Annotated in this window: 28 protein-coding genes and 1 other RNA gene; 17 read left to right on the top strand and 12 right to left on the bottom strand. The window is 65.3% G+C overall.

All coding sequences use genetic code 11. From position 1 onward, the window contains the following. Window positions 1-153 precede the first annotated feature (153 nt). The 6 genes from FSZ31_RS05625 to FSZ31_RS05600 form a co-directional block, all read right to left on the bottom strand. Window positions 154-489 (bottom strand): YbaB/EbfC family nucleoid-associated protein, encoded by a 336-nt coding sequence (locus FSZ31_RS05625; RefSeq protein ID WP_147122092.1) that lies wholly within the window; start codon window positions 487-489, stop codon window positions 154-156. Continuing rightward, window positions 486-2,240 carry a DNA polymerase III subunit gamma/tau gene (locus FSZ31_RS05620; protein WP_147122090.1) on the bottom strand — a complete coding sequence of 585 codons (1,755 nt, stop codon included), beginning with the start codon at window positions 2,238-2,240 and terminating at the stop codon, window positions 486-488. The genes FSZ31_RS05625 and FSZ31_RS05620 overlap by 4 nt, the downstream gene beginning before the upstream one ends. A gap of 178 nt (window positions 2,241-2,418) precedes the next feature. Further along, window positions 2,419-2,516: signal recognition particle sRNA small type (gene ffs / locus FSZ31_RS05615), an RNA gene on the bottom strand. 44 nt (window positions 2,517-2,560) lie between these two features. Then, window positions 2,561-2,896: a 2Fe-2S iron-sulfur cluster-binding protein gene (locus tag FSZ31_RS05610; protein ID WP_147122088.1), complete on the bottom strand. Its 336-nt coding sequence runs from the start codon at window positions 2,894-2,896 to the stop codon at window positions 2,561-2,563. A gap of 4 nt (window positions 2,897-2,900) precedes the next feature. Continuing rightward, window positions 2,901-4,004, bottom strand: a complete 1,104-nt coding sequence (locus FSZ31_RS05605; RefSeq protein WP_147122086.1) for a cysteine desulfurase family protein — start codon at window positions 4,002-4,004, stop codon at window positions 2,901-2,903. Beyond that, window positions 4,001-5,095, bottom strand: coding sequence for a cysteine desulfurase family protein (locus tag FSZ31_RS05600; RefSeq protein WP_147122084.1), 1,095 nt, complete (start codon window positions 5,093-5,095; stop codon window positions 4,001-4,003). The genes FSZ31_RS05605 and FSZ31_RS05600 overlap by 4 nt, the downstream gene beginning before the upstream one ends. Window positions 5,096-5,240: 145 nt before the next feature. Here FSZ31_RS05600 and FSZ31_RS05595 point away from each other — a divergent pair, with 145 nt between their 5' ends. Continuing rightward, entirely contained in the window at window positions 5,241-5,897 is a 657-nt protein-coding gene (locus tag FSZ31_RS05595) for an alpha/beta hydrolase (protein ID WP_147122082.1), read from the top strand. A 6-nt stretch (window positions 5,898-5,903) separates the two neighbouring features. On the opposite strand, the gene FSZ31_RS05590 is transcribed toward FSZ31_RS05595, so the two are convergent. Next, window positions 5,904-6,110, bottom strand: coding sequence for a hypothetical protein (locus FSZ31_RS05590; protein ID WP_147122081.1), 207 nt, complete (start codon window positions 6,108-6,110; stop codon window positions 5,904-5,906). Window positions 6,111-6,381: 271 nt separating this feature from the next. Here FSZ31_RS05590 and rpiB point away from each other — a divergent pair, with 271 nt between their 5' ends. The 5 genes from rpiB to FSZ31_RS05565 are packed head-to-tail and all read left to right on the top strand — an operon-like array spanning window position 6,382 to window position 9,569. After that, window positions 6,382-6,816 carry a ribose 5-phosphate isomerase B gene (gene rpiB / locus FSZ31_RS05585; protein ID WP_147122078.1) on the top strand — a complete coding sequence of 145 codons (435 nt, stop codon included), beginning with the start codon at window positions 6,382-6,384 and terminating at the stop codon, window positions 6,814-6,816. Window positions 6,817-6,839: 23 nt separating this feature from the next. Continuing rightward, on the top strand, window positions 6,840-8,141 hold the full coding sequence (glyA, locus tag FSZ31_RS05580) for a serine hydroxymethyltransferase (protein WP_147122574.1): 1,302 nt from the start codon (window positions 6,840-6,842) through the stop codon (window positions 8,139-8,141). Between the two features lie 4 nt (window positions 8,142-8,145). Further along, complete coding sequence (locus FSZ31_RS05575) at window positions 8,146-8,376, top strand: hypothetical protein (protein WP_236643671.1); 231 nt, start codon at window positions 8,146-8,148, stop codon at window positions 8,374-8,376. Window positions 8,377-8,379: 3 nt separating this feature from the next. After that, complete coding sequence (nrdR, locus tag FSZ31_RS05570) at window positions 8,380-8,841, top strand: transcriptional regulator NrdR (RefSeq protein ID WP_147122076.1); 462 nt, start codon at window positions 8,380-8,382, stop codon at window positions 8,839-8,841. Continuing rightward, window positions 8,838-9,569 carry an RNA methyltransferase gene (locus FSZ31_RS05565; protein WP_147122074.1) on the top strand — a complete coding sequence of 244 codons (732 nt, stop codon included), beginning with the start codon at window positions 8,838-8,840 and terminating at the stop codon, window positions 9,567-9,569. The genes nrdR and FSZ31_RS05565 overlap by 4 nt, the downstream gene beginning before the upstream one ends. On the opposite strand, the gene FSZ31_RS05560 is transcribed toward FSZ31_RS05565, so the two are convergent. Next, complete coding sequence (locus FSZ31_RS05560) at window positions 9,566-9,850, bottom strand: chorismate mutase (RefSeq protein WP_236643670.1); 285 nt, start codon at window positions 9,848-9,850, stop codon at window positions 9,566-9,568. The two genes, FSZ31_RS05565 and FSZ31_RS05560, sit on opposite strands and share 4 nt — an antisense overlap. 293 nt (window positions 9,851-10,143) lie before the next feature. Here FSZ31_RS05560 and rpsD point away from each other — a divergent pair, with 293 nt between their 5' ends. After that, complete coding sequence (gene rpsD, locus FSZ31_RS05555) at window positions 10,144-10,758, top strand: 30S ribosomal protein S4 (protein WP_147122070.1); 615 nt, start codon at window positions 10,144-10,146, stop codon at window positions 10,756-10,758. Window positions 10,759-10,819: 61 nt separating this feature from the next. Here the strand turns inward: rpsD and FSZ31_RS05550 are convergent, their stop codons facing one another. Next, entirely contained in the window at window positions 10,820-12,799 is a 1,980-nt protein-coding gene (locus tag FSZ31_RS05550; protein ID WP_147122068.1) for a S9 family peptidase, read from the bottom strand. 185 nt (window positions 12,800-12,984) lie between these two features. On the opposite strand from FSZ31_RS05550, the gene FSZ31_RS05545 reads away from it, so the two are divergent. From FSZ31_RS05545 to FSZ31_RS05515, 7 genes are all read left to right on the top strand, one after another. Next, a complete protein-coding gene (locus FSZ31_RS05545; RefSeq protein ID WP_147122066.1) occupies window positions 12,985-14,691 on the top strand; it encodes a M28 family metallopeptidase in 1,707 nt (568 codons plus the stop codon). Window positions 14,692-14,717: 26 nt separating this feature from the next. Continuing rightward, window positions 14,718-15,701 carry an agmatine deiminase family protein gene (locus FSZ31_RS05540; RefSeq protein WP_147122064.1) on the top strand — a complete coding sequence of 328 codons (984 nt, stop codon included), beginning with the start codon at window positions 14,718-14,720 and terminating at the stop codon, window positions 15,699-15,701. A gap of 10 nt (window positions 15,702-15,711) precedes the next feature. Continuing rightward, window positions 15,712-16,560: an N-carbamoylputrescine amidase gene (gene aguB, locus FSZ31_RS05535; protein WP_147122062.1), complete on the top strand. Its 849-nt coding sequence runs from the start codon at window positions 15,712-15,714 to the stop codon at window positions 16,558-16,560. 62 nt (window positions 16,561-16,622) lie between these two features. After that, the gene (locus FSZ31_RS05530; RefSeq protein WP_147122060.1) at window positions 16,623-17,834 is read left to right on the top strand and encodes a hydrolase; all 1,212 of its coding nucleotides are present in this window, start codon (window positions 16,623-16,625) and stop codon (window positions 17,832-17,834) included. Further along, window positions 17,831-18,841: an arginine N-succinyltransferase gene (locus tag FSZ31_RS05525; protein WP_147122058.1), complete on the top strand. Its 1,011-nt coding sequence runs from the start codon at window positions 17,831-17,833 to the stop codon at window positions 18,839-18,841. The genes FSZ31_RS05530 and FSZ31_RS05525 overlap by 4 nt, the downstream gene beginning before the upstream one ends. Continuing rightward, complete coding sequence (locus FSZ31_RS05520) at window positions 18,841-20,103, top strand: N-succinylarginine dihydrolase (protein WP_201739122.1); 1,263 nt, start codon at window positions 18,841-18,843, stop codon at window positions 20,101-20,103. The genes FSZ31_RS05525 and FSZ31_RS05520 overlap by 1 nt, the downstream gene beginning before the upstream one ends. Before the next feature lie 92 nt (window positions 20,104-20,195). Next, window positions 20,196-20,462 carry a hypothetical protein gene (locus tag FSZ31_RS05515; protein WP_147122056.1) on the top strand — a complete coding sequence of 89 codons (267 nt, stop codon included), beginning with the start codon at window positions 20,196-20,198 and terminating at the stop codon, window positions 20,460-20,462. On the opposite strand, the gene FSZ31_RS05510 is transcribed toward FSZ31_RS05515, so the two are convergent. Both FSZ31_RS05510 and FSZ31_RS05505 read right to left on the bottom strand, forming a co-directional pair. Further along, entirely contained in the window at window positions 20,423-20,893 is a 471-nt protein-coding gene (locus FSZ31_RS05510; protein WP_147122054.1) for a vgr related protein, read from the bottom strand. The two genes, FSZ31_RS05515 and FSZ31_RS05510, sit on opposite strands and share 40 nt — an antisense overlap. Before the next feature lie 24 nt (window positions 20,894-20,917). Further along, the gene (locus FSZ31_RS05505) at window positions 20,918-21,445 is read right to left on the bottom strand and encodes a copper chaperone PCu(A)C (RefSeq protein WP_161595956.1); all 528 of its coding nucleotides are present in this window, start codon (window positions 21,443-21,445) and stop codon (window positions 20,918-20,920) included. A 176-nt stretch (window positions 21,446-21,621) separates the two neighbouring features. Between FSZ31_RS05505 and dnaK the strand changes: the two genes are divergently transcribed. The 3 genes from dnaK (at window position 21,622) to FSZ31_RS05490 (ending at window position 25,748) form a co-directional block, all read left to right on the top strand. Next, the gene (gene dnaK / locus FSZ31_RS05500; protein WP_147122050.1) at window positions 21,622-23,538 is read left to right on the top strand and encodes a molecular chaperone DnaK; all 1,917 of its coding nucleotides are present in this window, start codon (window positions 21,622-21,624) and stop codon (window positions 23,536-23,538) included. 69 nt (window positions 23,539-23,607) lie between these two features. Continuing rightward, window positions 23,608-24,738, top strand: a complete 1,131-nt coding sequence (dnaJ, locus tag FSZ31_RS05495; RefSeq protein ID WP_147122048.1) for a molecular chaperone DnaJ — start codon at window positions 23,608-23,610, stop codon at window positions 24,736-24,738. A gap of 68 nt (window positions 24,739-24,806) precedes the next feature. Next, window positions 24,807-25,748: an MBL fold metallo-hydrolase gene (locus FSZ31_RS05490; protein WP_147122046.1), complete on the top strand. Its 942-nt coding sequence runs from the start codon at window positions 24,807-24,809 to the stop codon at window positions 25,746-25,748. A 12-nt stretch (window positions 25,749-25,760) separates the two neighbouring features. Here FSZ31_RS05490 and FSZ31_RS05485 read toward each other — a convergent pair whose 3' ends face one another. Further along, a complete protein-coding gene (locus tag FSZ31_RS05485; RefSeq protein WP_147122044.1) occupies window positions 25,761-26,150 on the bottom strand; it encodes an acyl-CoA thioesterase in 390 nt (129 codons plus the stop codon). Window positions 26,151-26,164: the final 14 nt, after the last annotated feature.

Here is a 26,164-nt window from a genome sequence, read left to right as displayed (position 1 = left end):
TCTCACTCCGGACGGGAGAGCGCGAGGAGGCGCTCCGATCCACAATATGTGTGCGCGGTGCGGTCGGTTCAATGGCCGAACCCGGCGAATACGCCCTCGTAACACCGCAGGATTAACGTACTCGATACATCAATGCCGCGAAGCTGCGGTTTTTCAGAACGGCATCTTGAAGCCGGGCGGAAGCGGCATGCCCTGCGTCGCCTTGCCCATTTCCTCGTTGCTCGCGGTATCGGCCTTGGCGCGCGCGTCGTTGAACGCGGCGGCGATCAGGTCTTCGAGCATCTGCTTGTCGGCCGGCACGATCAGGCTGTCGTCGATCGACACGCCCAATATCCGCCCCTTGGCGGTCGCGCGGACCTTGACGAGGCCGCCGCCGGCAGCGCCCTCGACCTCGATTGCGTCGAGCTTGCCCTGCGCTTCGGACATCTGTTCCTGGATCCGTTCGGCGGCTTCTTGTGCTGCCTTGAGCATCTCTTCCATCGATTTCATGATGCGCTTTTCCTGTCCTGGGGTTCGAGTGGGGGGAGGAGCTGGGCCTCGGGGAAATGGTCGAACGCAGCCTTGACGACGGGCAGCGCCTTGATCTCGGCCTCGTGGCGCGCCTTGGCCGCGTGTTCGCGTTCGAGCAGCGAGGGTTCGCCCTCGCCATCGCCGATCGTGACGGTCCAGCGATGCTGGCTGACCTTGCCCAGCGCGTCGGCAAGGTCGCGGCACAGTTCGTCGTCGATGCGATCGCCGCGCGCGATGACCAGCCGGTCGGTCGTGATCTCGATCGGCCGGACATGATCGTGCGTCTGCTGCGCCAGCCGCCCCCTGCCCGCCCGCCACAGCATCTCGACAACATCGGGCAGAGACGGCACTTCAGGCGTGACAGGTGTGGCCGGCGGCGCAGGCGTATCAGCCGCCTCGGGCTCATCCCAGGGCGGGGTCTCGTCGACCGGTTGCTCCACCGGCGCTTCGACAGGCGCGGGAGCCGGTGGCGGTGCGCCTTGCGTCGCGGGCTCCGCCTGGGCGGTGCGATCATCGTTTGCCGGCGCTTCAGGCGTGGCAGCATCGGCTGGAGCCAATTCCGGCGTGCTCGCCAGCCCGCGCGCCAGTGCGCCGGGATCGGGCATCGTCGCGGCATAGCAGATCCTCAGCGTCGCCATTTCGAGCGCCTCGAGCGGCATCGCCGCGCGCGCCACCTCGTCATGCGCCTTGAGCAACAGCTGCCACAAGCGATGCAGCGCGGCATGGCCGATCTGGTTGGCCCAGCCGCGCATTGCTTCGCGATCGGCCTCGGGCAGGCCGGGATCGACCGCGCGGCCGACCTTGGCGAGCGTCACCGCGTGCGTCAGGTCGAGCAGCCCGCGAACGAGCGACAGCGGCTCGGCGCCCAGCGCGTAATGCTCGGCGAGGCCGTCGATCATCTCGCGCGTTTCGCCGGCGATCATGTGGCCGAACAGGCGCCGCACCGCGCCGCGATCGGACAGGCCGAGCATGACGCGGACCTGCGCCGCCGTGACCTTCCCCTCGCCGTCGAGATCGGCATGCGCAATCGCCTGGTCGAGGATCGACAGGCCGTCGCGGACCGACCCTTCGGCAGCGACCGCGATCAGGTGGAGCGCCTCTGGCTCGGCGGTGCAGCCTTCGAGTTCGATGATCCCGGCGAAATGCTTTTCGAGCATCTCGACGGTGATCCGCCGAAGGTCGAATCGCTGGCAGCGCGACAGGACGGTCACCGGCAGCTTGTTGACCTCGGTCGTCGCAAAGATGAACTTCACGTGCGGCGGCGGTTCCTCGAGCGTCTTCAACAGGCCGTTGAACGCGGCCTTCGACAGCATGTGGACCTCATCGATGATGTACACCTTGTAGCGCGCCGACACCGCGGCATAGCGCGACGCGTCGACGATCTCGCGAATGTCGTCGATGCCGGTGTGGCTCGCGGCATCCATCTCGATGACGTCGATATGGCGTCCCTCGGCGATCGCCTTGCACGGTTCGCACACCCCGCACGGATCGATCGTCGGACCGCCGTCGCCGTCGGGGCCGATGCAGTTCAGGGCCTTGGCGATCAGCCGTGCGGTCGTCGTCTTGCCGACCCCGCGCACGCCGGTCATCAGGAAGGCATGAGCGATGCGATCGCGCCGGATTGCGTTGGCCAAAGTCTGGACCATCGCGTCCTGGCCAATCAGCGCATCGAAGCTCTGCGGACGATATTTGCGCGCGAGCACGCGATAAGGCTGTGGGGATTCGGTCATTGCCGCAAAGGATAGGGGCAGGCGCGGGAGAATGCGAGGGCCACGATACGAAACTTGGCGACGCACAGCGCGAACCGGGCGGTTCAGCAAATCTCTGGGGCTTGCCCGCCGAAGCCTCGGCTACCCTTCGCTTCGCTTCGGGATCTCCCGAATTTCATCCCCCGGATGAAATTGGTGAAATGGTGAGAGCCGGAACGACCCGCGGCGAATTCGTTGCGGCTGCTTCCTTCCGGATCTGACCGGGTTGGCGAAGACCACGTCCGCCCGACTCTCGATCGGCCATATGGCGGCTGATCGGCCCGATGGCAAGATGGCGGTCGTTATCCCCCGCGCATGTCGCGCCGCGTCGGCGGGATGCTGACGGTCAGGCTGTCGAGGCTTTCGGCAAGCTCGATCTGGCACGACAGGCGGCTGTGGCGCGTCACGCAGGCGGCCAGGTCGAGCATGTCGTCCTCCATCTCGCTCGCCGGCGGCAGCTTGGCAAAATCCTCGGCGGCGACGATGACATGGCAGGTCGAGCACGCCATCTGCCCCTCGCACGTGCCTTCGAGCGGCATGCCCTGCGCCTGCGCGAGCGCGAGCAGATTGGTTCCGGCGGGCGCTTCGGCGACGGTGCGCGCTTCGCCGTCGGCATGGATGAAGGTGACGCGGGTCATCGCATCATCCCTGTGCGTCTGCGGCGGCGTTGATGCGTTCGAGCGCGCCGACCAGTTCGTCTCGCATTGTGTAGCGGCCGAAGCCGATGCGGATCGACGAGCGCGCCTCTGCGCCCACCAGGCCGAGCGCGGCGAGCACGTGGCTCGGACGGCCCGAGCCGCTCGCGCAGGCGCTGCCGAGCGAGAAGGCGATGGCACGCAACTCGGAGAGGAGGCGCGCCGAATCGAGCCCGTCGCGGCGAATGTTGAGATTGCCGCGATAGCGGTGCTCGATCGATCCGTTGATCGTCCAGCCGGCCAGCAACGGCTGTGCGGCGCCCCACAGATCGGCGACATGCGCCGCATCGCTGTCGAAGCGATCGTGCGCGAGCCGTGCCGCCGCGCCAAAGCCCGCGCACAGAGCGGGCGAGAGCGTCCCCGATCGCAGCCCCTGTTCCTGTCCGCCGCCGTGGAACAACGGCCTAAGGGCGACGCCGTCGCGCACCCACAATGCGCCGATCCCCTTGGGGCCGTGGACCTTGTGCGCAGAGATCGCGACGAGGTCGAGCGCCTGGGGAATCGCGACGCGGCCATAGCCCTGGACGCAATCGCTGAGCACCAGCGCACCCGCATTGCGGGCGAGCGCGGCGATATCGGCAACCGGCTGGATCACGCCGATCTCGTTGTTGACCAGCATCGCGGCGACGAGCGCGGTACGCCCATCGATCGCCGCATCGGCGACCGCCAGATCGACGATACCGTCGCTCGCCACGGGCAACAGCACCGCCTCGTATCCGCGCGCATCGATATGCCGGACGGTGTCGAGCACCGCAGCATGTTCGGTCGCGATGGTGACGATGCGGTTGCGACCATCCTCGGGCCGGTCGGGCAACGCCCCGCGAATCGCAAGGTTGATCGCTTCGGTCGCGCCGCTGGTAAAGATCGTCCGCCCGCCTTCGGGGAGCAGCGCCGCGACCTCGTCTCGCGCAACCTCGACCGCGGCGGCGGCGGCGCGGCCCGGTGCGTGCTTGCTGTGCGGATTGGCGTGCTGGTCACGCAGCCACGGCTCCATCGCGGCAAAGGCCTCGGGGGCGAGCGGCGTCGTCGCCTGGTAATCGAGATAGATCATGCCGCCGCCCTGGCGCGTTCAGCGATTGCGCGCCAGACCTCGATGAAACGATAGACGTCCTCGCGCCGCGTCTGCGGGCCGAAACTGACGCGGATCACCTCGCCGACCGCGGTGTCGTCGAGGCCCATCGCGCGCAGGACATGGCTCGGCTTGAGCGTGCCCGACGAGCACGCGCTGCCCGCCGAGACCGCGATTCCCGCCATGTCGAACTGGATCAGCTGCGCGGTCGCTGGCGTTCCGGGCATGCGGTACGCGCCGATCGTCGCGAGCCGCTGTGCGCCGTCGGCGATCACCTCGCCGCCGCCCGCAGCAATCGCATGTTCAAGCTGGCGGCGCAGGTCGGCGGCGCGGTCGATCCAGTTGCGCGATGCGGTGAGCGCGGTGGCAAAGCCGATCACGCCGGGAAGGTTCTCGGTGCCGCCGCGATAACCCTTTTCCTGGCCGCCCGCCGGGGCCAGCTCGGCAAGATCGCGGACCAGCAGCGCACCGGCGCCAGGCGGTCCGCCGAGCTTGTGCGCGCTGACCGCGATGAAATCGGCATCAGGCAATGGCAATTTGCCCGCGCTCTGCGACGCATCGGCGAGCATCAGCCCGCCAGCTTCGCGAACGAGCGCAAGCAATGCGGCGCTGTCCTGGACGACGCCGGTTTCGTTGTTGACCGTCTGGATCGCCACCAGCGGGCGCGTATCGCTGTCGCCGAGCGCGCCTTCAAGCGCGGCGGGAAAGACGCGCCCGCGCCGCCCGACCGGCACGCGCGGCGCGTCGGGCACGGCCCGCAGAACCGCGTCGTGCTCGACCGCAGAAACGAGCACGCGGTCCGCCTTGGCGCGCGCCAGGGCTATCGCAATCGCCTCGGTCGCGCCGCTCGTCAGGATGATTTCGCCGTCCCAGCCGAGCGCGTCGGCGATGGTCGCACGCGCGCCTTCGAATGCGCTGCGCGCGCGCCGCCCCTCGGCATGCGGCGACGACGGATTGGCCCATTGCTCCATCGCATCGGCCATCGCGGCGCGGACTTCGGGCAGGATCGGCGTCGTCGCGGCGTGATCGAGGTAGAGGCGATCGGAAGGACGGACGGACGGAGGGGCGGTCATGCTGGCGACGTGCCATTCCTTCGGTTGCGAAACGGGGCTTAACCTCTATATAGGCGCCACGCGCATCGCCACCAGAACTTCGCCGGACGCGCCGGCAAAACTGACTGTCGCTGCGACGATCCCATCACCTGTTTCAAGGTATCCGATGCCAGACGTCATTTTCCCCGGTCCCGAAGGCCGTCTCGAAGGGCGTTTCAGCCCGCCGCCGCGCCCGCGCGCACCGATCGCGATGATCCTCCACCCGCATCCGCAAAGCGGCGGGACGATGAACGATCGCGTCACGCTCGCGCTCTACAAGACCTTTGCGCGTCGCGGGTTCGGCGTCCTGCGCTTCAACTTTCGCGGTGTCGGGCGCAGCCAGGGCACGTTCGACAACGGCATCGGCGAATTGAGCGATGCCGCATCGGCGCTCGACTGGGTGCAGAGCTTCCATCCCGAAGCTTCGACGACCTGGGTCGGCGGATTCGGCTTCGGCGCGCTGATCGGCATGCAGCTGCTCATGCGCCGCCCGGAAATTCGCGGCTTCATCTCGGTCGCACCGCCCGCCAACATGTACGATTTCAGCTTCCTTGCCCCCTGCCCGGCATCGGGCACCATGGTCCAGGGTGCCGTCGATGAGGTGGTCACGCCGGGTTCGGTCGAGAAGCTGGTCGAGAAACTGCGCACGCAAAAGCACATCACGATCCACCACGACGTGATCCCGCGCGCCAACCATTTCTTCGAGAACGAATTCGACGACATGATGAAGTCGGTCGACAACTATCTCGACATGCGGCTCGACCCCAACTGCCCGATCAAATAGGCGGTTTCAGTCCTGTTCGACCTGCTGGTTGACCAGGCTTTCGCCGCGCTCGTTGGGAATCGTCCAGATCGCCAGATTGACCAGCATGACGAGCGCCGCGAGGACCATCAGGCCGAGTTTCTTGACCGGCATGCCGCGCCGCCAGCCGACATAGGCGCCGATGCCGAGCGCGATGGCCGAGAGCATGATGAGCGATGGAATGAGACCGGCCATGCGCCTGCCCTAGCGCGATCCCGCGTCGGGGGTAAAGTGGCTCAGCTGGCGAGACGCACGACAAGCGCCAACGCGCACACGACCGCAGCGCGCAGGACGGGCTCGGGGTCGAAGCTGGCAAGACGGGCGATTGCGTGGGCCATCCGCCGATCCTAGCGACGGTCGCTTAGCAAAAGGTTACGCCTTATGGCCTTTGCCCGCGCCCTCGCCTAGATAGCGAGGACCGACAGGGCTGCGCCCGATTCACGACCGTCGAGACTGGGGAAACGCCATGAAGATCGCCATCGCCTCCGACCATGCCGCGCTGCGGCTCAAGGCGCGCCTTGCCGACTGGCTGCGCGAGGCAGGTCACGAGGTCGCCGATCTCGGCCCCGACACGCCCGACAGCGTCGATTATCCCGATTACGGCTACAGGCTCGCGCAGCACGTCGCCGACGGCAAGGCGACACGCGGCGTTGCCTTGTGCGGATCGGGCATCGGCATTTCGATGTCGGTCAACCGCAATCCCGCCTGCCGCTGCGTGCTGGCATCCGAACCGCTGTCGGCGAAGCTCGGGCGCGAGCACAACGACGCCAACGTCATCGCGATGGGCGAGCGATTGATCGGCGAAGACATGGCGATCGCCTGCCTCGAAACATTTCTCGCCACCGAATTTGCCGGTGGCCGCCACCAACGCCGGGTCGACAAATTGTCGGCTCCCGAGTGAAAGGATAGCCTGTGTCTCTCGATATCAAGGAAGCCCCGCAATATACCCGTCCCAAAGGGTTTTTCAGCGATTCGGTCGCGACGACCGACCCAGCCGTCGATGCCGCGCTCAAGGATGAGCTGCGCCGCGAGCGCCACCAGATCGAGCTGATCGCGAGCGAGAACATCGTGTCGAAGGCGGTCCTCGAAGCGCAGGGGTCGGTCCTGACCAACAAATATGCCGAGGGCTATCCCGGCCGCCGCTATTACCAGGGCTGCGCCCCCTCCGATGCCGTCGAAACGCTCGCAATAGAGCGCGCCAAGTCATTGTTCGATTGCGGTTTTGCCAACGTCCAGCCGCATTCGGGTGCGCAGGCCAATGGCGCCGTGATGCTCGCCCTGACCAAGCCCGGCGACACCATCCTCGGCATGAGCCTCGATGCCGGCGGCCACCTGACCCACGGCGCCAAGCCCGCGATGAGCGGCAAATGGTTCAACGCCGTCCAGTACGGCGTCCAGAAGGATTCCCACCTGATCGATTTCGCCGAGGTCGAACGGCTCGCCAAAGAGCATCGCCCCGGCCTGATCATCGCTGGCGGCTCGGCCTATCCGCGCCATATCGATTTCGCCGCCTTCCGCCGCATTGCCGACGATGTCGGCGCGCTGCTGATGGTCGACATGGCGCATTTCGCCGGGCTCGTCGCAGGCGGTTGCCATCCCAGCCCCCTGCCGCACGCACACGTCGTCACGACGACGACGCACAAGACGCTGCGCGGGCCGCGCGGCGGCATGGTCCTGACCAACGACGAGAGCATCGCCAAGCGGATCAATTCGGCGGTCTTCCCGGGACTGCAGGGCGGACCGCTGATGCACGTCGTCGCCGCCAAGGCGGTCGCGTTCGGCGAAGCGCTCAAGCCCGAATTCAAGGACTATAGCCGCGCCGTCATCGCCAATGCGCAGGCGCTCGCGGCGCGATTGAAGGCGCGCGGCGCCGATGTCGTCTCGGGCGGCACCGACACGCATCTCGCGCTGATCGATTTGAGCCCGCTCGGCATCACCGGCAAGGACGCCGACGAGGCGCTCGAGCGCGCGAGCATCACCTGCAACAAGAACGGCATACCGTTCGACCCGCTGCCGCCGGTCAAGACCAGCGGCATCCGCGTCGGATCGCCGGCGGGCACGACGCGCGGCTTTGGCATCGCCGAATTCGAGGCGATCGGTGATATGGTCGCCGACGTGCTCGACGGCTTGCGCACCAAGGGCGAAGGCGGCGACGCCAGCGTCGAAGCCGACGTCAAGGCGCGCGTCGAAGCCCTGTGCCTGCGTTTCCCCATTTATCAGGACTGACATCATGACCGATCCGTATGAACCCGACCACGACCCCGAAGAAACCATGGCCGATCGCGCCGCTGCCGAGATCAAGGGCATGGCGAAACAAGGCATGGCGCACCCCGGCACCAAGCCGATGCTGACCGGCATGGCGATCGGCGCTGTCGCCGCCGCCGTCCTGCCCGTGCTGACGATCCCCGTCGGCGTCGTCGGTGGCGCCGCGATCGCGCTGTGGCAGCGCGTCAAGCGATAGTCGATGCGCTGTCCCTATTGCGCCCATGAAGACAGCCAGGTGAAGGACAGCCGTCCCACCGAGGACGGCGCGGCAATCCGCCGACGGCGCCAGTGCGAAGGCTGCAGCGCGCGCTTCACCACCTTCGAGCGCATCCAGCTGCGCGACGTGATGATCCTCAAGAGCGAGGGGCGGCGCGAGCTTTTCGACCGCGACAAACTGCTCCACTCGGTCTCGATCGCGTGTCGCAAGCGGCCGATCGACGGCGAGCGGATCGAGCGGCTCGTCTCGAGCATCCAGCGAAGATTGGAAACCAGCGGCGATTCGGAGATCGAATCGGCGCGCATCGGCGAGATGGTGATGGACGGATTGAAGGGCCTCGACAGCGTCGCCTACATCCGCTTCGCCAGCGTCTACAAGGACTTCACCGAAGCCAAGGATTTCGAGGAATTTGCGGGCAATATCCAGCATCTGGGCGAGGAATGACCGCGCCTGAAGTTCACCCCAAGCCCGTCATCGTCCTCGTCCGTCCGCAGCTGGGCGAGAATATCGGCAAGGCGGCGCGGGCGATGCTCAATTTCGGGCTGACCGAACTGCGCCTCGTCGCGCCACGCGATGGCTGGCCCAATCCCGATGCCGGTCCCGCCGCCGCCGGTGCCGATCGCGTGCTGGCCGAGGCCAGCGTTTACGACAGCCTGGCCGAAGCGGTGTTCGATTGCCCGCACGTCTATGCCACGACGGTGCGGCGCCGCGGCGTGACCAAGCCCGTCGTGACGCCGGCCATTGCGGCGGACGAGGTCCACGCCCAGTCGAGCCGGTCGGCCTTCGTCTTCGGGCCCGAACGCTCGGGCCTCGAGACCGACGACGTCGCGCTGGCGCGGACGATCGTCACGGTGCCGATCAATCCCGAATTCGGCTCGCTCAACCTCGCGCAGGCGGTGATGGTGCTGGCGTATGAATGGTCGAAGGGCGAGGCGCTCGCCAGCCCGCCGATGCGCGACCTCGACCCGCCCGCACCGCAGGTCGAACTCGAAGGTTTATATGGCGAACTCGAAGCGATGCTCGCGCCGACGAGCTATTTCTTCCCGCCGATCCGCGCTGCGGTGACCAAGCGAACGCTGCGCAGCATCCTGACCAAGCCCGGCTGGAACAGTGGCGAGGTGCGCACCTTGCGCGGGGTATTGTCGGCGCTGAAGAAGCCGATCCGCGACTAGTCGGTCGGTTGGCCGCGCGCTTCGTCCCAGCGTTCGGTCTCGTGCGCGATCGATTGCTCCATCAGCTCTTCCCACACCGCGCGAATCCGATCGACGGGCAGGCCGAGCGTCGCGGCGGTCGCGGCGACCTTGGCGTGGACGTCGTCCTTGCGATCCTGGTCGCGAACCGCCGCGCGCGTCGGCTTGATCCGCGCGGCGGCGTCCATATAGCCGAAGCGGCGGGCGAGCAGGCGAACCAGCGCCTGGTCGATCGCATCGACCCCGGCGCGCACTTCGGTCATGGTCTGGCATTCGGCGGACGGGACGATCGGTTGCATGGCGACACTGTAGCCAGACCGTTCGCCCGACGGAACCCGCCAATCGCCCTTCCCCGGCAATAGACAGGGCGCGGCAATTGACACGGCGCCGCGATCGACATGGCGCGGCGATTGACATGTCCGGCCCGTTCGCCTAGTCGCGCCCTCGCAAATTGACCCCGCACCCCGGTGAAGCGGAGGTCGCGCCCGACCTGATCGTCGGGTGGTGCGCCCCGGGAACACGCGAAAATCTTCGCACACAGCAAATGGAGACGATTATGTCTAAGCGCCATAGCGCCAAGTACAAGCTCGACCGCCGCATGGGCGAGAACATCTGGGGTCGCCCCAAGTCGCCCGTCAACCGCCGCGAATACGGCCCCGGACAGCACGGCCAGCGCCGCAAGGGCAAGGTCTCCGACTTCGGCCTGCAGCTGCGCGCCAAGCAGAAGCTCAAGGGCTATTACGGCGACGTCACCGAAAAGCAGTTCAAGCGCACTTACGCCGAAGCCGCCCGGATCAAGGGCGATACCGGCATGAACCTGATCGGCCTGCTCGAGCGTCGCCTCGACGCCGTCGTTTACCGCGCCAAGTTCGCACCGACGGTGTTCGCCGCGCGCCAGCTCGTCAGCCATGGCCACATCTTGGTCAACGGCGTGAAGTGCAACATCGCATCGCGTCGCATCTCGGTCGGCGACGAAATCTCGCTCGGCAAGAAGGCACAGGAAATGGCGCTGGTCGCCGAGGCGCAGAGCCTCGCCGAACGCGACATGCCCGATTACGTCGCGCCCGACGGCACCTCGAAGGTCACCTTCGTGCGTATCCCGACGCTCGACGAGGTCCCCTACCCCGTTCGCATGGAACCCAATCTGGTCGTCGAATTCTATTCGCGCTGATCGGGCAACAGCACCGAAAACAAAAAGGGCGGCCCGTTTCGGGTCGCCCTTTTTCGTATCGTCAGTGCGGCAGGAACGCGGTGATCCGCGCCAGCATGTCGGCACGCGCATTTGCGCTCGCAAGACTGTGCGAGAGATCGGGATATTCGATCAGCTCGACCCGGCGCCCGGCGTCGCTTAGCGCATCCTTCATCGTGCGCGCCTGCTCGATATCGACATTCTGGTCGAGCGTGCCGTGGAACATCAGGACCGGCGCGGTGATCACCGCCGCATTTCGGGCTGGCGATCCTTCGGTCACATGTGGCCCGTTGCCGACGAAATCGCGGACGATCCTGGCGGTGACGTAACGCTGACTTTCGGTCTTGAGCAAGGCGAGGTCAGTGACCGGCGCAATCGCCACGACCGCCTTGAACAGATCGGGCGCAAGCACCGCCGACTGAAGTGCCGCATAGCCACCATAGGACCAGCCGACGATCGACAGCTTGGCCGGATCGACGCCCTGCGCCGACACCAGCCAGCGACCGGCGTCGGCAACATCCCCGATAGCGGTGCGCCAGGACTGGAAGCCGTTATCGCGATACCAGCTGTCGCCATAGCCTGACGAGCCGCGGAAATTGGGCTGGATCACTGCATAGCCGCGGTAAGCGAAATATTGCGCCAGCCAGTCGAACCCCCATTCGTCGCGCGCCGAGGGTCCGCCGTGCGGCATGACGATCGCGGACAGGCCCTTGGCATCGGTCCGACCCGGCGGCAGCGTCAGATAGGCAGGGATCATCGTTCCGTCAGCCGCCGGATAGGATATCGCGCGAACTGGCGAGAGCGCGGTATCGGCGAGTTCTGGCCGGTCGCTGAGCAACGGCCGAAGCTGCTTTGCGGCAGGATTGAACAGAAAATATTGACCTGGATCGACATCGGACCCGGCCCAGACCAGCCATTCACTCTCGTCCGCCGAGGAATCGACAAAGTAGACCGACTTGCCGCCGAGCGCCTGCGAGAGGGCTGAAGCCATGGCCTTCAGCTTGGGATCGGTCATGACCGCGACGCGGCGATCGGTCGCATAGGAAAATCCGACGACCCGCCGATCGCGCCCGACACGCAACACGCCGTCGACATCGACATCGGGCCGTTCGAGCAGGATCGTCGGCTGCGCGTCGGTGGCGAGCGGCATGCGCGCCGCCGCGAGCCGTCCGTTCACCTTGACGAAACCGACCACCGAGTTGCTCGCGGCATCGACCGTGACGGGATTGAAGCCAGCATCGGTGCGCGTGTCGAGCGTGGCGAGCGGTTGCCAGTCGCCCGACCCTTCGGCCGCCCGAAAGAAATAGCGTATGACGGGATCGAGGCTGCTCGTGCTGCCGATCAGCCCTTCGACGCCCTTGATCCGCAACTGGCCATGGCCGTCGGTGATATATTCGACCGAATCATCGTGCGGCGGTTCGACCGGCGTAGCGCGGGCACTGGAAATGTCGATCCGGTCGACGCCGAGCCCTTCCTTGGTGCTGCCGAAGCGCGTTCCAACACGGGCTTCAGGGACGTAGCTGCGAGTCATCAACACGGTTTTGTCATCCGACGGCAACCAGTCGATCACCGATCCGCCACGCAAATCGAGATATAGCGAATTGTTGCCGCGACGCGCGCTGAGCTTGGTCACGTTCGCGCCGTCGGCATCGATCGCGACGACGTTCGAATAGCCGTAAATGTCGCCAGCCCCGCCGAGCTTGTCGCGCCCGTAGATATTACAAATGAGGCGCTTGTCATTGGCCCAATGGCACCAGTCGAGCCTGTCGGGATCGCCGTTCGAGGCGAGGATCCGGTGAGGTTCGCCCTCGCCTTCGACATCGGCGATATAGAGCGCATTGCCCCGGTCACCGAGCGGCGCGATGAAGGCGATGCGATGGCCGTCGGGCGACAGGCTGATATCCTCGACCGATTCGAGTGCCGCGAATGCCTTGCTGGCGTCGGCTGCGGCGGCGTTCTGCACGCCTAGGCTGCCCGCCACGCCGATGACCGCAATCAATGCAAATGTCTGGAAACGCTCCATAGTAATCCCCCCTTGATGAGCGCGACCGTCGCAAAACGACTCTCCTGGATCAAGCGCAAATTGTGCACCGGCCTCGGCTGCCGCGTTGAACCTGCGCTGCATCTGGTCTATCCCGGCAACACTATTGACCGATCAATCGCCGACTCCGTCCGCCGGTCGGCGTCACGCAATTTCAGGAGCTGCCGATGTTGCCTCGTTTGTTTGCCCTTCCCCTTGCCGTCGGGGCGCTTGCCAGCCTCGCCGCGTGCAACTTCGCGCAGAGCGGGAACGAAGCGGGCAATGAGGCGGTTGCGGCGAACGAGGCACTGCCCGACGTCACCGTTCCCGACCTGTCGCTCGACACGATGAAGACGCTGGTCGGCGAGCTTTCAAGCGACGAATTTGAGGGACGCATGCCGGGCACCGTCGGCGAAGAGAAGACGATGGCGCTGCTGACGCGCGAGTTCGCCGGCGCCGGATTGAAGCCCGGCAACAACGGCCAATGGTTCCAGGACGTGCCGCTCGTCGAGATTACCGCCAAGAACGTTTCGCCGCTCGAGTTCACCGGTGGCAAGACCGACATGTCGCTCGACTACGGCTCCGATTTCGTCGCCGCGACCTATCGCGTCACCGACAAGATTTCGGTCGCCGACAGCGACGTCGTCTTCGTCGGCTATGGCATCAATGCGCCGGAGAAGAAGTGGAACGACTATGCCGGGCTCGACGTCAAGGGCAAGACGGTCATCATACTGGTCAACGATCCCGACTGGGAAACCAAGGGCAATGACGGCGAATTCAACGGCCGTGCGATGACCTATTACGGTCGCTGGACCTACAAATACGAGGAAGCCGCACGCCAGGGCGCAGCCGCCGCGATCATCGTCCACGATACCGAGCCCGCCGCTTATGGCTGGAACGTCGTCGAATCGAGCTGGACCGGCCCGCAGAACGTTGCCGATGCCACCAACAACCACATGGACGCGACCGCCGCCAACGGCTGGATCCAGCTGGCCAAGGCGAAACAGCTGTTCGCCAGCGCCGGCCAGGACTTCGACAAGCTCCGCGCCGCTGCCAAGAAGCCCGGCTTCAAGGCTGTCCCGCTGGGGGTGAAGGCATCGCTTTCGTTCGACAACACGATCAAGAAGACGCTGTCGAAAAACGTCATCGGCATCCTGCCCGGCAAGACGCGGCCCAACGAATATGTCCTCTATACCGCGCACTGGGATCACCTCGGCCATTGCGGCGCCGATGCGACTGGCGATGACATCTGCAACGGCGCGATCGACAATGCGACCGGTGCCGCCGCGCTGGTCGCGCTCGCCAAGGCGCACGTCGCGCAGGGACCGGCCGAACGCACGATCGTCTTCATCGCGCTGACGGCCGAGGAATCGGGTTTGCTCGGATCCGAATATTATGCTGAAAACCCTGTCTTCCCGCTCGGCCAGACGGTCGGCGGCGTCAACATGGATGCGCTCTCGGCGGCGGGTCCGGCCAAGGATCTCGTCGTTATCGGGCGCGGCAAGTCCGGCCTCGACCGCTATCTGGAAAAGGCGGCGAAGCTCAACAACCGCGTACTGGTTGACGAATCGACCCCCGAAAAGGGCTATTATTATCGCTCCGATCATTTCAGCTTCGCCAAGCAGGGGGTTCCGATGCTCTATTTCGAAGCGGGCGAGGACCTCATCAAGGGCGGCGTCGCAGCCGGCAAGAAGGCGGCCGAGGACTATACCGAAAATCGGTATCACGCGCCGTCGGACGAAGTGACCGACGACTGGAACTGGGACGGCATGATGGCCGATCTCAAGGTCTATTTCGCGGTTGGCCGGATGCTCGCGATGACCGACGCCTGGCCCAACTGGAACAAGGGCGACGAATTCCGCAAGGCACGCGACGAAAGCCGCCCGACCAGCTGATCGGGAGCCGATTGGGACCGTCCGATATGACCAGGATGCAACCCGAATGGGCGCGGCACGAACGCGTCTGGATCGGCTTTCCGCACGACCGCGACGAATGGCCCGAGGCTGACTTCGACACGGCGCGCCGGCAGATCGCAGCGTTCGCCGCTGCGGTCGCCGACGGCGGGCGCGGCGAGCCGGTTGACCTGATCGTCAACGATGCCGAGTCCGAGGCGGCCGCGCGCGCACTACTGGCCGATAGCCACGTCGCGATCCGGCGCATGGCGCTCGGCGACGTCTGGCTGCGCGATACCGCCCCGATCATCAGCGGCGGCGGCGCTGCGCGCACGGCAAACGATTTCGCGTTCAACGGCTGGGGCGGCAAGTTCGCAATGGCCGGCGACGAGGACATCGGACAGCGCCTCGCCGCAGCCGTTGGCTTCGATCGCATCGCGCACGACTGGGTGCTCGAAGGCGGCGCGATCGATGTCGATGGCAGCGGCCTGGGCGTCACCACCGAACAGTGCCTGCGCAATCCCAACCGCAATGCCCAGCTGACGCGCCACGACATCGAGCAGCGATTGCGCGACACGCTCGGCATTACTTCGCTGCTATGGCTCGGCGACGGGCTCGAGGGCGACCACACCGACGGGCATGTCGACAATCTTGCGCGTTTCGTCGGCAAGCGATTGTTGCTGTTGCCGATCCCGAACGGGGCCGACGATCCCAATGCCCAGGTCTATTCCGATGCCCGCGTGCGCGCCGACCAGTTCGGCGTCGAGGTCGTTACCATGCCCTCGCCCGGGCGGATCGTCGTCGAAGGCGAGGTGGTCCCCGCGTCGTACATGAACTTCTACATCGGCAATTCGGTCGTCGTCGTGCCGCAATACGGCGTCGGCGCCGACGGCATTGCGACCGACACGCTCGCCGAACTGTTTCCCGACCGGCGCATCATCGGCCTGCCGTCGAACGCGATCCTGGGCGGCGGTGGCAGCTTCCACTGTTGCAGCCAGCAGGTGCCGGAGTAGAAGGCTCGCCATGCGCACCCTCACCGTCGCTGCGATGCAGCTCGCCTTTTCCGATGACATCACCGCCAACATCGCGGCGGTAAGCGCGCGTGTTCGCGAGGCAGCTGCCAAGGGCGCGACGGTGATTTTGCCACCCGAACTGTTCGAAGGCCCCTATTTCTGCAAGGTCGAGGATGAGGCGCTGTTCGCCAACGCGCGGCCCGTCGGCGAACATGCTGCGGTGCTGGCGATGCAGGCGCTGGCCGACGAGCTGGGCGTGTTCATCCCGACCAGCTTCTTCGAGCGCGACGGCCATCATTATTACAACAGCCTGGCGATGATCGGCCCCGACGGCACGGTGCGCGGCGTCTATCGCAAGAGCCACATTCCCGACGGGCCGGGCTATGAGGAAAAATTCTATTTCCGTCCCGGCAATGGCGGGTTTCGCGTCTGGAATACGCCTGCAGCGCCCGTCGGCGTCGGCATCTGCTGGGACCAATGGTATCCCGAAAGCGCGCGCGTCATGGCGCTGATGGGCGCCGAGGCGCTGTTCTATCCGACCGCGATCGGCACCGAGCCGTATGACGACACGCTCGACACCAGCCGGATGTGGCGCCGCGCGATGCAGGGCCATGCGGTATCGAACTGCATGCCGGTGATCGCATCGAACCGGATCGGCAACGAGGACGGCCAGCGCTTCTATGGCCACAGCTTCATCTGCGACGAATGGGGCGACGTCGTTGCCGAGTTCGACGGTGAGGAAAGCGGCGTGCTCGTCGCCACGCTCGATCTCGAACGTGCGGCCAAGCATCGCGCGGGCATGGGATTCTTTCGCGACCGGCGGCCCGAATTGTACACGCGGATCGCCGAAGATATCTAACCGGCGCAGCGATTTTGCCCGTCGGCTAGCCGATCCGCCGATGGCGCGCTAAGAGGCTCGCCATGCCGCAACTTTCCCCCACCGAAACCGCAATGATCGAGACGATCGACCAGGCCGCAATGCTGGCGCAGGTCGAACGCTGGGCGGCGACCAATTCGGGCTCTGCGAATCTTGCCGGGCTCGCCAATGTCGCGTCCGAACTCTCAGACGCTTTCGCGCGACTGCCCGGCGAAGTCCGGCTGGTCGATCCTGCGCCGGTCGAGACGGTCGATGCGGCGGGCAAGGTCAACGTGGTCGAGCATGGCCGTCATCTCGTGCTCAGCGTGCGCCCCGATGCGCCGCTCAGGATGCTGTTCACCGGCCACATGGACACGGTGTTCGGCATCGATCACCCCTTCCAGGCGCTGCACTGGATCGACGATGCGACCTTGGGCGGCCCCGGCGTCGCCGACATGAAGGGCGGCATCGCGGTGATGCTCGCGGCGCTTGGCGCGGTCGAGGCATCGGGCGATTGCGAAGGCTTCGGCTACGACGTCCTGATCAATTCCGATGAAGAGGTCGGCTCGCCCTCATCGGCTGCGCTGATCGCCGAGCTGGCGCGCGGCAAGCTTGCCGCACTGACCTACGAGCCTTCGGCGCTGCCCGACGGCACGCTCGCCGGCGCGCGCGGCGGCAGCGGCAATTTCTCGCTGACGATCAGCGGCAAGAGCGCGCACGCCGGGCGCAACCCCGATGACGGCCGCAACGCGATCGTCGCCGCCGCCGATCTCGCGCTGCGTTTGAAGGCGCTGCACCGCGCCGGATTGTCGGTGAACCCCGCCCGGATCGACGGTGGCGGGCCCAACAACGTCGTGCCCGATGCGGCCATATTGCGCGTCAATTTCCGTCCCGCGACCCCCGCTGACGAGACCGCCGCCGATGCCGCGCTGTCGCGCATCATCGCCGAGGTCGCCGAGCGCCACGACGTCACGATCGCCCGCCATGGCGGCTTCGGACGCCCGCCCAAGCCGATCAACGCGTCGGCCCAGCGCCTGTTCGACCTCGTCAGGGATTGCGGCGCCGATCTCGGCCTCGATATCGGCTGGAAAGCAACCGGCGGCGTGTGCGACGGCAACAACATCGCCGCCTGCGGCGTGCCCGTCGTCGACACGATGGGCGTCCGCGGCGGCGCAATTCATTCGCGTGACGAGTTCATGATCGTCGCCAGTCTCGCCGAGCGCGCCGCTTTGTCGGCGCTCACCATCCGGCGCATCATTGCCAAGGGACATTTATGAGCTTTTGCATTCGTACGGCGACGACCGCCGACCTCCAGCCGATCTACGAGATGGCCAAGCTTACCGGCGGGGGGTTCACCAACCTGCCCGCCGACCGGACGTCGCTCGCCAGCAAGCTGGAAAAAGCCGCCGCATCGTTCGCCAGCGACGCGACCGAGCCGCAGGACGACCTGTTCATCCTTGTGCTGGAGGATTGCGACAACAAGCAGGTCGTCGGCACGTGCCAGCTGTTCGGCAAGGTCGGCAGTTCGTGGCCGTTCTACAGCTATCGGCTGAGCTCCTATACGCAATCGAGCAAGGAGCTCGACCGGACCTTCAGCGCACGGATCCTGTCGCTGACGACCGATCTGGAAGGCGCCAGCGAAGTCGGCGGCCTGTTCCTCCATCCCGGCCAGCGGGCCGGCGGTCTCGGCATGCTGCTCGCGCGCTCGCGCTATCTGTTCATCGCCAGGCATCGTCGCCGCTTCGACGACCGGGTGCTCGCCGAGCTGCGCGGCGTCATCGACGAGGCGGGCGGTTCGCCCTTCTGGGACGGGGTCGCCGGCAAGTTCTTTGGCATGAGCTTCCAGGAAGCCGACGAGTTCAACGCGATCCACGGCAACCAGTTCATCGCCGACCTGATGCCCAAGCATCCGATCTATGTCGCGATGCTGTCGGAGGCCGCGCGCAGCGTCATGGGCGTGCCGCACACATCGGGCCGCGCGGCGATGCGGATGCTCGAGACCGAGGGTTTCGCCTATGAAAACTATATCGACATCTTCGACGGCGGCCCGACGATGATCGCCCGCACCGACCAGATCAAATCGGTGCGCAATGCCGAAGAGGCCTGGGTCAGCGGCATCGCCAAGGGCGACACGCGGGCGATGGTATCGGTCGGCAAGTTGGCCGACTTCCGCTGCTGCTATGCCGATATCGGCATCACCGACCAGGGCATAACCTTATCGCGCCAGGCCGCCGACCAGCTCCGGATCGAACCCGGCGCCTCGGTCCTGTGGGTGGCACGCTGATGCTGACCGAAATCAACTTCGACGGCATTATCGGGCCGAGCCACAATTACGCCGGCCTGAGCCCGGGCAACGTCGCGTCGGCAAACAACGCGCGCACCGCGTCGCAGCCGCGCGAAGCCGCGTTGCAGGGCATCGCCAAGATGCACGCCAACCTCGACCTTGGCCTCGCGCAGGGATTTTTCATGCCGCTCGACCGGCCCGACGATCGCTGGCTGGCGAGCCTCGGCACGAATTTCCCCGATGCCGATCCCTATCTGCAGGCAGCGGCAATGTCGGCATCGTCGATGTGGGCGGCCAATGCCGCGACGGTTTCCCCCGCGCCCGACAGCGCCGACGGCAAATGCCACCTGACCGTCGCCAACCTGCAGGCGATGGCGCATCGCAGCCACGAATGGCCCGGGACGCTGGCGCAGCTCAAGCTCGCCTTTGCGCATGACGCGTTCCAGGTTCATCCCCCCGTTCCCTCGCCGTTCGGCGACGAAGGTGCCGCCAACCACCTGCGCCTGTGCAGCAGCCACGATGCGCCGGGCCTCGAAATCTTCGTCTACGGCATCACCGGCGGCAAATACCCGGTGCGCCAGCATATCGAGGCGTCGCGCGCGGTCGCGCGCTACCACCGGCTCGATCCCGCGCGGACGCTGTTCGTCGCGCAGGCCGACGCGGCCATCGGCAGCGGCGCGTTCCACAACGACGTCGTCGCGGTCGCCAACGAAAACGTCCTGTTCTGCCACCAGCTCGCCTTTGCCGACCCCGAACTGACCTATGCCGCGATTCGCGCGATCATGCCCGAGGTCGAGATCATCGAGGTGCCGCGCAACATCGTCAGCCTCGATGACGCGATTGCGAGCTATCTGTTCAACGCGCAGCTGGTCACGATTCCCGCAGGCGACGGGCCCGATGGCGGCATGGCGCTGATCGTCCCGACCGAAGCGCGCGACAATGCCGCGGTGTGGGGCTGGCTCGAAGAGATGGTCCGCGGCAACGGTCCGATCCGCAAGCTCGTCCCTGTCGATGTGCGCCAGTCGATGGCCAATGGCGGCGGGCCGGCATGCCTGCGCCTGCGCGTCGTCGCCGATCCCGCGACCGTCGATCCACGCTTCATCGCCACCCCCGAAAAGCTCGACACGATCGCCGATGTGGTCGCGAAGACCTGGCCGCAATCGGTATCGCCCGACGAGATCGCCGAACCCGGCTTTGTGGCAGCGGTGCACCAGGCGCGAAGCGCTCTGCTCGACGCGCTCGATCTGTCGGAGCTTGTCTGACCTGTCAGGTTAATTGACAATTTACCCTGTGTCCTAATTCGGGAACCGCGGTTTCTTGCCATTGGCACAGCCATTGCTTAACGCTTGGCAGCATGTGGAAACGGATCAAACGCCTCTTCATAATCAAGACACGCTTCGAAGCGTGCCTGATCGTTTATGCCCTTGGCCTCGGCGCGATCGAGCGCGGGCTGCATTACCGGGTCGATTATCCGGGCGTCGGTGGATGGCTGCTGTTGCTCGCCTGCACCGGGTCGGTGTTTCTGGCGGGGGCGAAGATTTTCGACTGCATCCGCTATGAAGACGAACGCAAGGCAGACGCTCAGCGCATGCTCGGCGTGAACGGCAATATGCCCTCGTAACTCGCCAGAGGCGGTGCGCCGGGGACGTGCACGCCGCGCCGCAGCAGGAAGACATGGCGGACGATCTCGGCCTGCTGTTCGAGCCCATAGCGCGCGAGGGGCCAGCCCGGGCGCAGCGCGTAATCGTAGCGGCTCCACGGATGGCGCATCACGACGAGATACCAGCGTCCCATTTTCTGCGCCTGCCAGACATGCGTCATTTCATGGATGAAATGGCCCTGGAGCGACAGTGACCGGTCGCAGAAATTCTCGCAGTAGAGGCCGCCCTTGGGGTTGAAATGGATATGCCCCATCGGCGCCATCGTCACGCGCGCGGGTTGGAAGAACGCCCATTTGGCGTTGCGGATTTCAACCGCGTCATAATCGATCGCATCGCCAAAGATCGACGCGGCGAGAGTGCGCTCGCCCGCGGTCAGGGATCGTGCGATCATTTCGCCCCGATCACTTCGTCACGATCACTGCGCCTCGTTACCCATCACCTCGTTACCCATCGCCATGCCATCGTGCGCCATCGCCGCACCCGCGTCCGCACCGGGTTTGACGAACTGCGCATCAAACTCGATCCGGTCGCCGTTCTGGAAGACAAAGATCACCGGCATCTTGTTTGCCGCGATCGCGCTTTTCGAGATACCCCAGACCATGACGTGCATGCCGCCCGGCTTGAACGCCACGTCCTTGCCCGCGGGAATAACCGCGTATTCGAGCTTCTTCATGTCGCTCATCCCGCCACTGGTCACGCTTTCATGCATCTCGTAGCGCAGCGCGCTGTCGATCAGCACGTTGAGCAATTTGGTATCGCTCGCGCCGCCATGGACGGTGAAATAAAGCGCCGAGGGCGCATCGGGATTGGCCGCCAGCTTGACATAGGCGCGATCGACGTGGAGCGCGGGCGGATTGAGCATGTCGGTCGCCTTGTTGCACCCGGCAAGGCTCGTCAGCGCGAGGGCTGCACTCGACAGGATCAGCAAACGGCGCGAGAACATGATGAATTCCTTTCGTTGTGCCATGACCGGCAATCTCTGAAATGTAGGAGGCCGTTGTCCTTGTGCCAAGCAAAAGCACACCTATATCGCGAGCCAGAGCCTGTGAACGTATCGCGCCCGAAACGGGTTGGATCGGTCGCCGGGCAAAACGAACAATTGCTTCAAGAGGGTAGAAAATGGCCAAGGTAATCGGAATCGATCTGGGAACGACCAACAGCTGCGTCGCTGTCATGGACGGCGGCAAGCCGAAGGTTATCGAAAATGCCGAAGGCGCGCGCACGACGCCGTCGGTCGTCGCCTTCACCAAGGACAATGAGCGCCTGATCGGCCAGCCGGCCAAGCGCCAGGCTGTCACCAACGGCGACAACACGATCTTCGCGGTCAAGCGCCTGATCGGTCGCCGCTTCGACGATCCGGTGACCAAGAAGGACACCGAGCTGGTCCCCTATGACATCGTCAAGGGTTCGAACGGCGACGCCTGGGTCAAGGCCGGTGGCGAAGATTATTCGCCGAGCCAGATCAGCGCGTTCATCCTCCAGAAGATGAAGGAAACCGCCGAAGCATTCCTCGGCGAAAAAGTCGAGCAGGCGGTCATCACCGTGCCCGCTTACTTCAACGACGCCCAGCGCCAGGCAACCAAGGATGCCGGCAAGATCGCCGGCCTTGAAGTCCTGCGCATCATCAACGAGCCGACCGCGGCCGCACTCGCCTACGGGCTCGACAAGTCGGAAAACAAGACGATCGCGGTCTATGACCTTGGCGGCGGCACCTTCGACGTGTCGGTGCTCGAAGTCGGCGACGGCGTGTTCGAGGTAAAATCGACCAACGGCGACACCTTCCTTGGTGGTGAAGATTTCGACGCCAAGATCGTCGAATTCCTCGCCGACACCTTCAAGAAGGCCGAAGGCATCGACCTGCGCAGCGACAAGCTCGCGCTTCAGCGCCTCAAGGAAGCTGCCGAGAAGGCGAAGATCGAGCTGAGCTCGGCGCAGACGACCGAGGTCAACCTGCCGTTCATCACCGCCGACCAGAACGGACCCAAGCATCTCGTCAAGACGATCACGCGCTCGGATCTCGAGAAGCTGGTCGACGATTTGATCAAGCGTACGCTCGATCCGTGCAAGAAGGCGATGAAGGATGCCGGCATCGACAAGGTCGACGAAGTCGTCCTCGTCGGCGGCATGACGCGCATGCCCAAGGTCCGCGAGACGGTCGAGAAGTTCTTCGGCCGCGAACCGCACACCGGCGTCAACCCTGACGAAGTCGTCGCGATGGGTGCAGCGATCCAGGCCGGCGTGCTCCAGGGCGACGTCAAGGACGTCCTGCTGCTCGACGTGACCCCGCTGAGCCTCGGCATCGAGACTCTGGGCGGTGTCTTCACGCGGATGATCGATCGCAACACGACGATCCCGACCAAGAAGAGCCAGACCTATTCGACCGCCGACGACAACCAGCAGGCGGTGACGATCCGCGTCTTCCAGGGCGAGCGCGAAATGGCCGCCGACAACAAGATGCTCGGCCAGTTCGATCTCGTCGGCATTCCCCCCGCACCGCGCGGCGTGCCGCAGATCGAGGTCACGTTCGACATCGACGCCAACGGCATCGTCAACGTCCATGCCAAGGACAAGGGCACCGGCAAGGAACAGCAGATCAAGATCCAGGCGTCGGGCGGTCTCAACGACGCCGACATCGACCAGATGGTCAAGGATGCCGAGCAGTTCGCCGAAGAGGACAAGAAGCGCCGTGCCGCGGCCGAGGCGAAGAACAACGCCGAAAGCCTGGTGCACACGACCGAGAAGCAGCTCGAAGAGCATGGCGACAAGGTCGACGCGTCATTGAAGTCCGAGATCGAGGCCGCTGTCGCCGAGACCAAGACCGCAATCGAAAGCGGCGATTCGGACGCCATGACGACCAAGTCCGAAGCGCTCGCGCAGGTCGCGATGAAGCTGGGCCAGGCGATCTACGAGAAGGAACAGGCAGCATCGGCCGCTTCGGAAGGCGGCGCCGATGCGGGCGCTGACTCCGACGGCAAGAGCGACGAAGACGTCGTCGATGCCGAATTCTCCGAGGTCGACGAAGACTCGAAGGGTTGATCCCATGATGCGGCGCGCCTGCCCGGCCCCTTCGGTCGGGTGGGCGCGCCTGCATCGGGACGTTAGTTTATGACCAGCCAGACCGACTATTACGAAACTCTCGGCCTCTCGCGCGACGCCGATGCAGCGTCCATCAAGGCCGCCTACCGCCGTCTCGCGATGGAATTCCATCCCGACAAGAACGGCGGCTGCACCGATTCCGAAGGCAAGTTCAAATCGGTCAGCGAGGCCTATGAATGCCTCAAGGACCCGCAGAAGCGCGCAGCCTATGACCGCTTTGGCCATGCCGCCTTCCAGAATGGCGGGTTCGGCGGAGCGCAGCAGGGTGGCGGCGATTTTGGCGACATTTCCGACCTGTTCGATACGATTTTCGGCGGCTCGTTCGGCGGCGGCCAGCGCCAGCGCGGACCCGCGCGCGGTGCCGACCTGCGCTACGACCTCGAGATCAGCCTCGAAGATGCGTTCCACGGCAAGACCACCGAGGTCACGATCGACGTCGCGGTGGCCTGCGACAGCTGCGAAGGATCGGGTGCGACGCCCGGCACCGGCGTATCGACCTGCCGCACCTGCAATGGTCAGGGTAAGGTCCGCACGCAACAGGGCTTTTTCGCGGTCGAACGGCCCTGCCCGTCCTGCCACGGCGCCGGCCGCAAGGTCGACGATCCGTGCCGCAAGTGCGGCGGCGAAGGCCGCATCGACAAGCGCCAGACGCTGACGGTCGAAATCCCCGCGGGCGTCGATGAAGGCACCCGCATCCGCCTGTCGGGCCGCGGCGAGGCTGGCGCCAATGGCGCCCCCGCGGGCGATCTCTACATTTTCCTGCATATCGCCCAACACACTGTTTTCCAACGCGAAGGCACTGCCCTTTTCGCGCGAGTCCCGATCAGTTTCACCACCGCCGCACTCGGCGGCGAAATCGACGTCCCCGGACTCGACGGCAAGACCCATCCAATCCGCATTCCAGCGGGTATCCAGTCGGGCAAGCAGCTGCGCCAGCGCGGCGCGGGCATGCCGGTGCTCAACGGCCGCGGTCATGGCGACATGGTGGTCCAGATCGAGGTCGAGACGCCGACCAAGCTCAGCGCCAAGCAGAAGGAACTGCTCGCCGCCTTTCGCGAGACCGAAACCGGCGACGAGTGCCCCGAAAGCCAGGGCTTCTTCACGCGCATTCGCGACATGCTCGGCGAGCGCGCGAACTAGCCGGTTATTGCGTCACGGCGAGCCGCAGCATAGGCTGGCCTTCCCGTCCGCAGCCCGAGGTTCGCATCATGCACAAGTTCGCCGTCGTCCTGATCAGCATTGCCGCGCTGACGCTGAGTGCGCCCGCGCAGGCGCAACGCGATTTTTCGGCCGTCGAGATCCGTACCGAGATCGTCGCGCCCGGCATTGCGGTCCTGTTCGGATCTGGGGGCAATATCGGCGTCTCGTACGGCGGCGACGGCACCGTCCTGATCGACGATCAGTTCGCCCCGCTCACGCCCAAGATCGAAGCCGCGATCGCTGCGCTCGGCGCCAGCCCGGTGCGGTTCCTGATCAATACGCACTGGCACGGCGACCATAGCGGCGGAAACGCGAATTTCGGCAAGGCGGGCGCCCTGATCCTGGCACAGGACCATGTCCGCGACCGCTTGCTCGCCGAGCAAGCCAAGGACGGCAATGAAGCGGCCCCGGCTGCCCTTCCCGTCATCACCTATCACGACGGCATCTCGCTCTTCCTCAACGGCGGCAGCGTGCGCACGATCCACGCCCCGCACGCGCACACCGACGGCGACAGCATCGTCGTCTGGCAGGATGCCAACGTCGTTCACATGGGGGATACGTTCTTCAACGCGATCAGCCTGCCCTTTATCGACCTCGATTCGGGCGGCTCGGCGCAGGGGATGCTTGCCGCGGTGGACCGCGTGCTGGGCATGATCGACGACAAGACCGTCGTCATTCCCGGTCATGGCCCGGTGTCGAACAAGGTGGGTCTTGTCGCCTATCGTGCGATGCTTGCCGATGTCATCGGCCGCGTCGGGGCCGCGCGCAAGGCGGGCAAGACGCTCGCTGAAGTGGTCGCGATGAAACCGGCGGCGCAGTATGAAATCAAGGACGCCTTCATCTCGGGCGATGCGTTCACGACCGCCGTCTACAAAAGCTTCGACTCGGCCATGGGGCACGATCACGACGATATGGATCACGGCGACAAACCCGCCGAGCACCACCACTGACGGCGGCGCGGGTCAGTCGAAGAAGCGCTTCTTGATCTCTTCGGTCAGGCGCGACGGGCGCAGCGTTTCGGCATCGATGCAGCACCACGCCGATTTGACCTCGGCGAGCACTTCCTCGCCGCGATGGATGATGGTTTCGTAAAACGCGCGCGCGCCGTGGACCTTTTCAAGAACGACCGAGGCGATCACCTGATCGTCGAGAAAGGCGGGCTTGCGATAGGTGATCTCGTGCTTGAGCGCGACCCACAGCCGTCCCGCGACTTCCTTCGGCGGCGCCACCTCACGCCAATGCGCGAGCACCGCTTCCTGGACCCACGTCAGATAGTTGGCATTGTTGACGTGCCCCATGAAGTCGATTTCACGGGCCGATACGGCGATGCAGTGGTCATGGCGTGCGGACATGAATTTACACTAAT

It is taken from the genome of Flavisphingopyxis soli, assembly GCF_007995095.1.
Lineage (GTDB): Bacteria > Pseudomonadota > Alphaproteobacteria > Sphingomonadales > Sphingomonadaceae > Flavisphingopyxis > Flavisphingopyxis soli.
This window is presented reverse-complemented; position numbering and strand designations above follow the sequence as displayed.

Bases quoted from the DNA above. Each gene is read 5' to 3' on its own strand.
- FSZ31_RS05625 (WP_147122092.1), bottom strand. From the start codon at position 489: ATGAAATCGATGGAAGAGATGCTCAAGGCAGCACAAGAAGCCGCCGAA.
- FSZ31_RS05620 (WP_147122090.1), bottom strand. From the start codon at position 2,240: ATGACCGAATCCCCACAGCCTTATCGCGTGCTCGCGCGCAAATATCGT.
- FSZ31_RS05610 (WP_147122088.1), bottom strand. From the start codon at position 2,896: ATGACCCGCGTCACCTTCATCCATGCCGACGGCGAAGCGCGCACCGTC.
- FSZ31_RS05605 (WP_147122086.1), bottom strand. From the start codon at position 4,004: ATGATCTATCTCGATTACCAGGCGACGACGCCGCTCGCCCCCGAGGCC.
- FSZ31_RS05600 (WP_147122084.1), bottom strand. From the start codon at position 5,095: ATGACCGCCCCTCCGTCCGTCCGTCCTTCCGATCGCCTCTACCTCGAT.
- FSZ31_RS05595 (WP_147122082.1), top strand. From the start codon at position 5,241: ATGCCAGACGTCATTTTCCCCGGTCCCGAAGGCCGTCTCGAAGGGCGT.
- FSZ31_RS05590 (WP_147122081.1), bottom strand. From the start codon at position 6,110: ATGGCCGGTCTCATTCCATCGCTCATCATGCTCTCGGCCATCGCGCTC.
- rpiB (WP_147122078.1), top strand. From the start codon at position 6,382: ATGAAGATCGCCATCGCCTCCGACCATGCCGCGCTGCGGCTCAAGGCG.
- FSZ31_RS05575 (WP_236643671.1), top strand. From the start codon at position 8,146: ATGACCGATCCGTATGAACCCGACCACGACCCCGAAGAAACCATGGCC.
- nrdR (WP_147122076.1), top strand. From the start codon at position 8,380: ATGCGCTGTCCCTATTGCGCCCATGAAGACAGCCAGGTGAAGGACAGC.
- FSZ31_RS05565 (WP_147122074.1), top strand. From the start codon at position 8,838: ATGACCGCGCCTGAAGTTCACCCCAAGCCCGTCATCGTCCTCGTCCGT.
- FSZ31_RS05560 (WP_236643670.1), bottom strand. From the start codon at position 9,850: ATGACCGAAGTGCGCGCCGGGGTCGATGCGATCGACCAGGCGCTGGTT.
- rpsD (WP_147122070.1), top strand. From the start codon at position 10,144: ATGTCTAAGCGCCATAGCGCCAAGTACAAGCTCGACCGCCGCATGGGC.
- FSZ31_RS05550 (WP_147122068.1), bottom strand. From the start codon at position 12,799: ATGGAGCGTTTCCAGACATTTGCATTGATTGCGGTCATCGGCGTGGCG.
- FSZ31_RS05545 (WP_147122066.1), top strand. From the start codon at position 12,985: ATGTTGCCTCGTTTGTTTGCCCTTCCCCTTGCCGTCGGGGCGCTTGCC.
- FSZ31_RS05540 (WP_147122064.1), top strand. From the start codon at position 14,718: ATGACCAGGATGCAACCCGAATGGGCGCGGCACGAACGCGTCTGGATC.
- aguB (WP_147122062.1), top strand. From the start codon at position 15,712: ATGCGCACCCTCACCGTCGCTGCGATGCAGCTCGCCTTTTCCGATGAC.
- FSZ31_RS05530 (WP_147122060.1), top strand. From the start codon at position 16,623: ATGCCGCAACTTTCCCCCACCGAAACCGCAATGATCGAGACGATCGAC.
- FSZ31_RS05525 (WP_147122058.1), top strand. From the start codon at position 17,831: ATGAGCTTTTGCATTCGTACGGCGACGACCGCCGACCTCCAGCCGATC.
- FSZ31_RS05520 (WP_201739122.1), top strand. From the start codon at position 18,841: ATGCTGACCGAAATCAACTTCGACGGCATTATCGGGCCGAGCCACAAT.
- FSZ31_RS05515 (WP_147122056.1), top strand. From the start codon at position 20,196: ATGTGGAAACGGATCAAACGCCTCTTCATAATCAAGACACGCTTCGAA.
- FSZ31_RS05510 (WP_147122054.1), bottom strand. From the start codon at position 20,893: ATGATCGCACGATCCCTGACCGCGGGCGAGCGCACTCTCGCCGCGTCG.
- FSZ31_RS05505 (WP_161595956.1), bottom strand. From the start codon at position 21,445: ATGTTCTCGCGCCGTTTGCTGATCCTGTCGAGTGCAGCCCTCGCGCTG.
- dnaK (WP_147122050.1), top strand. From the start codon at position 21,622: ATGGCCAAGGTAATCGGAATCGATCTGGGAACGACCAACAGCTGCGTC.
- dnaJ (WP_147122048.1), top strand. From the start codon at position 23,608: ATGACCAGCCAGACCGACTATTACGAAACTCTCGGCCTCTCGCGCGAC.
- FSZ31_RS05490 (WP_147122046.1), top strand. From the start codon at position 24,807: ATGCACAAGTTCGCCGTCGTCCTGATCAGCATTGCCGCGCTGACGCTG.
- FSZ31_RS05485 (WP_147122044.1), bottom strand. From the start codon at position 26,150: ATGTCCGCACGCCATGACCACTGCATCGCCGTATCGGCCCGTGAAATC.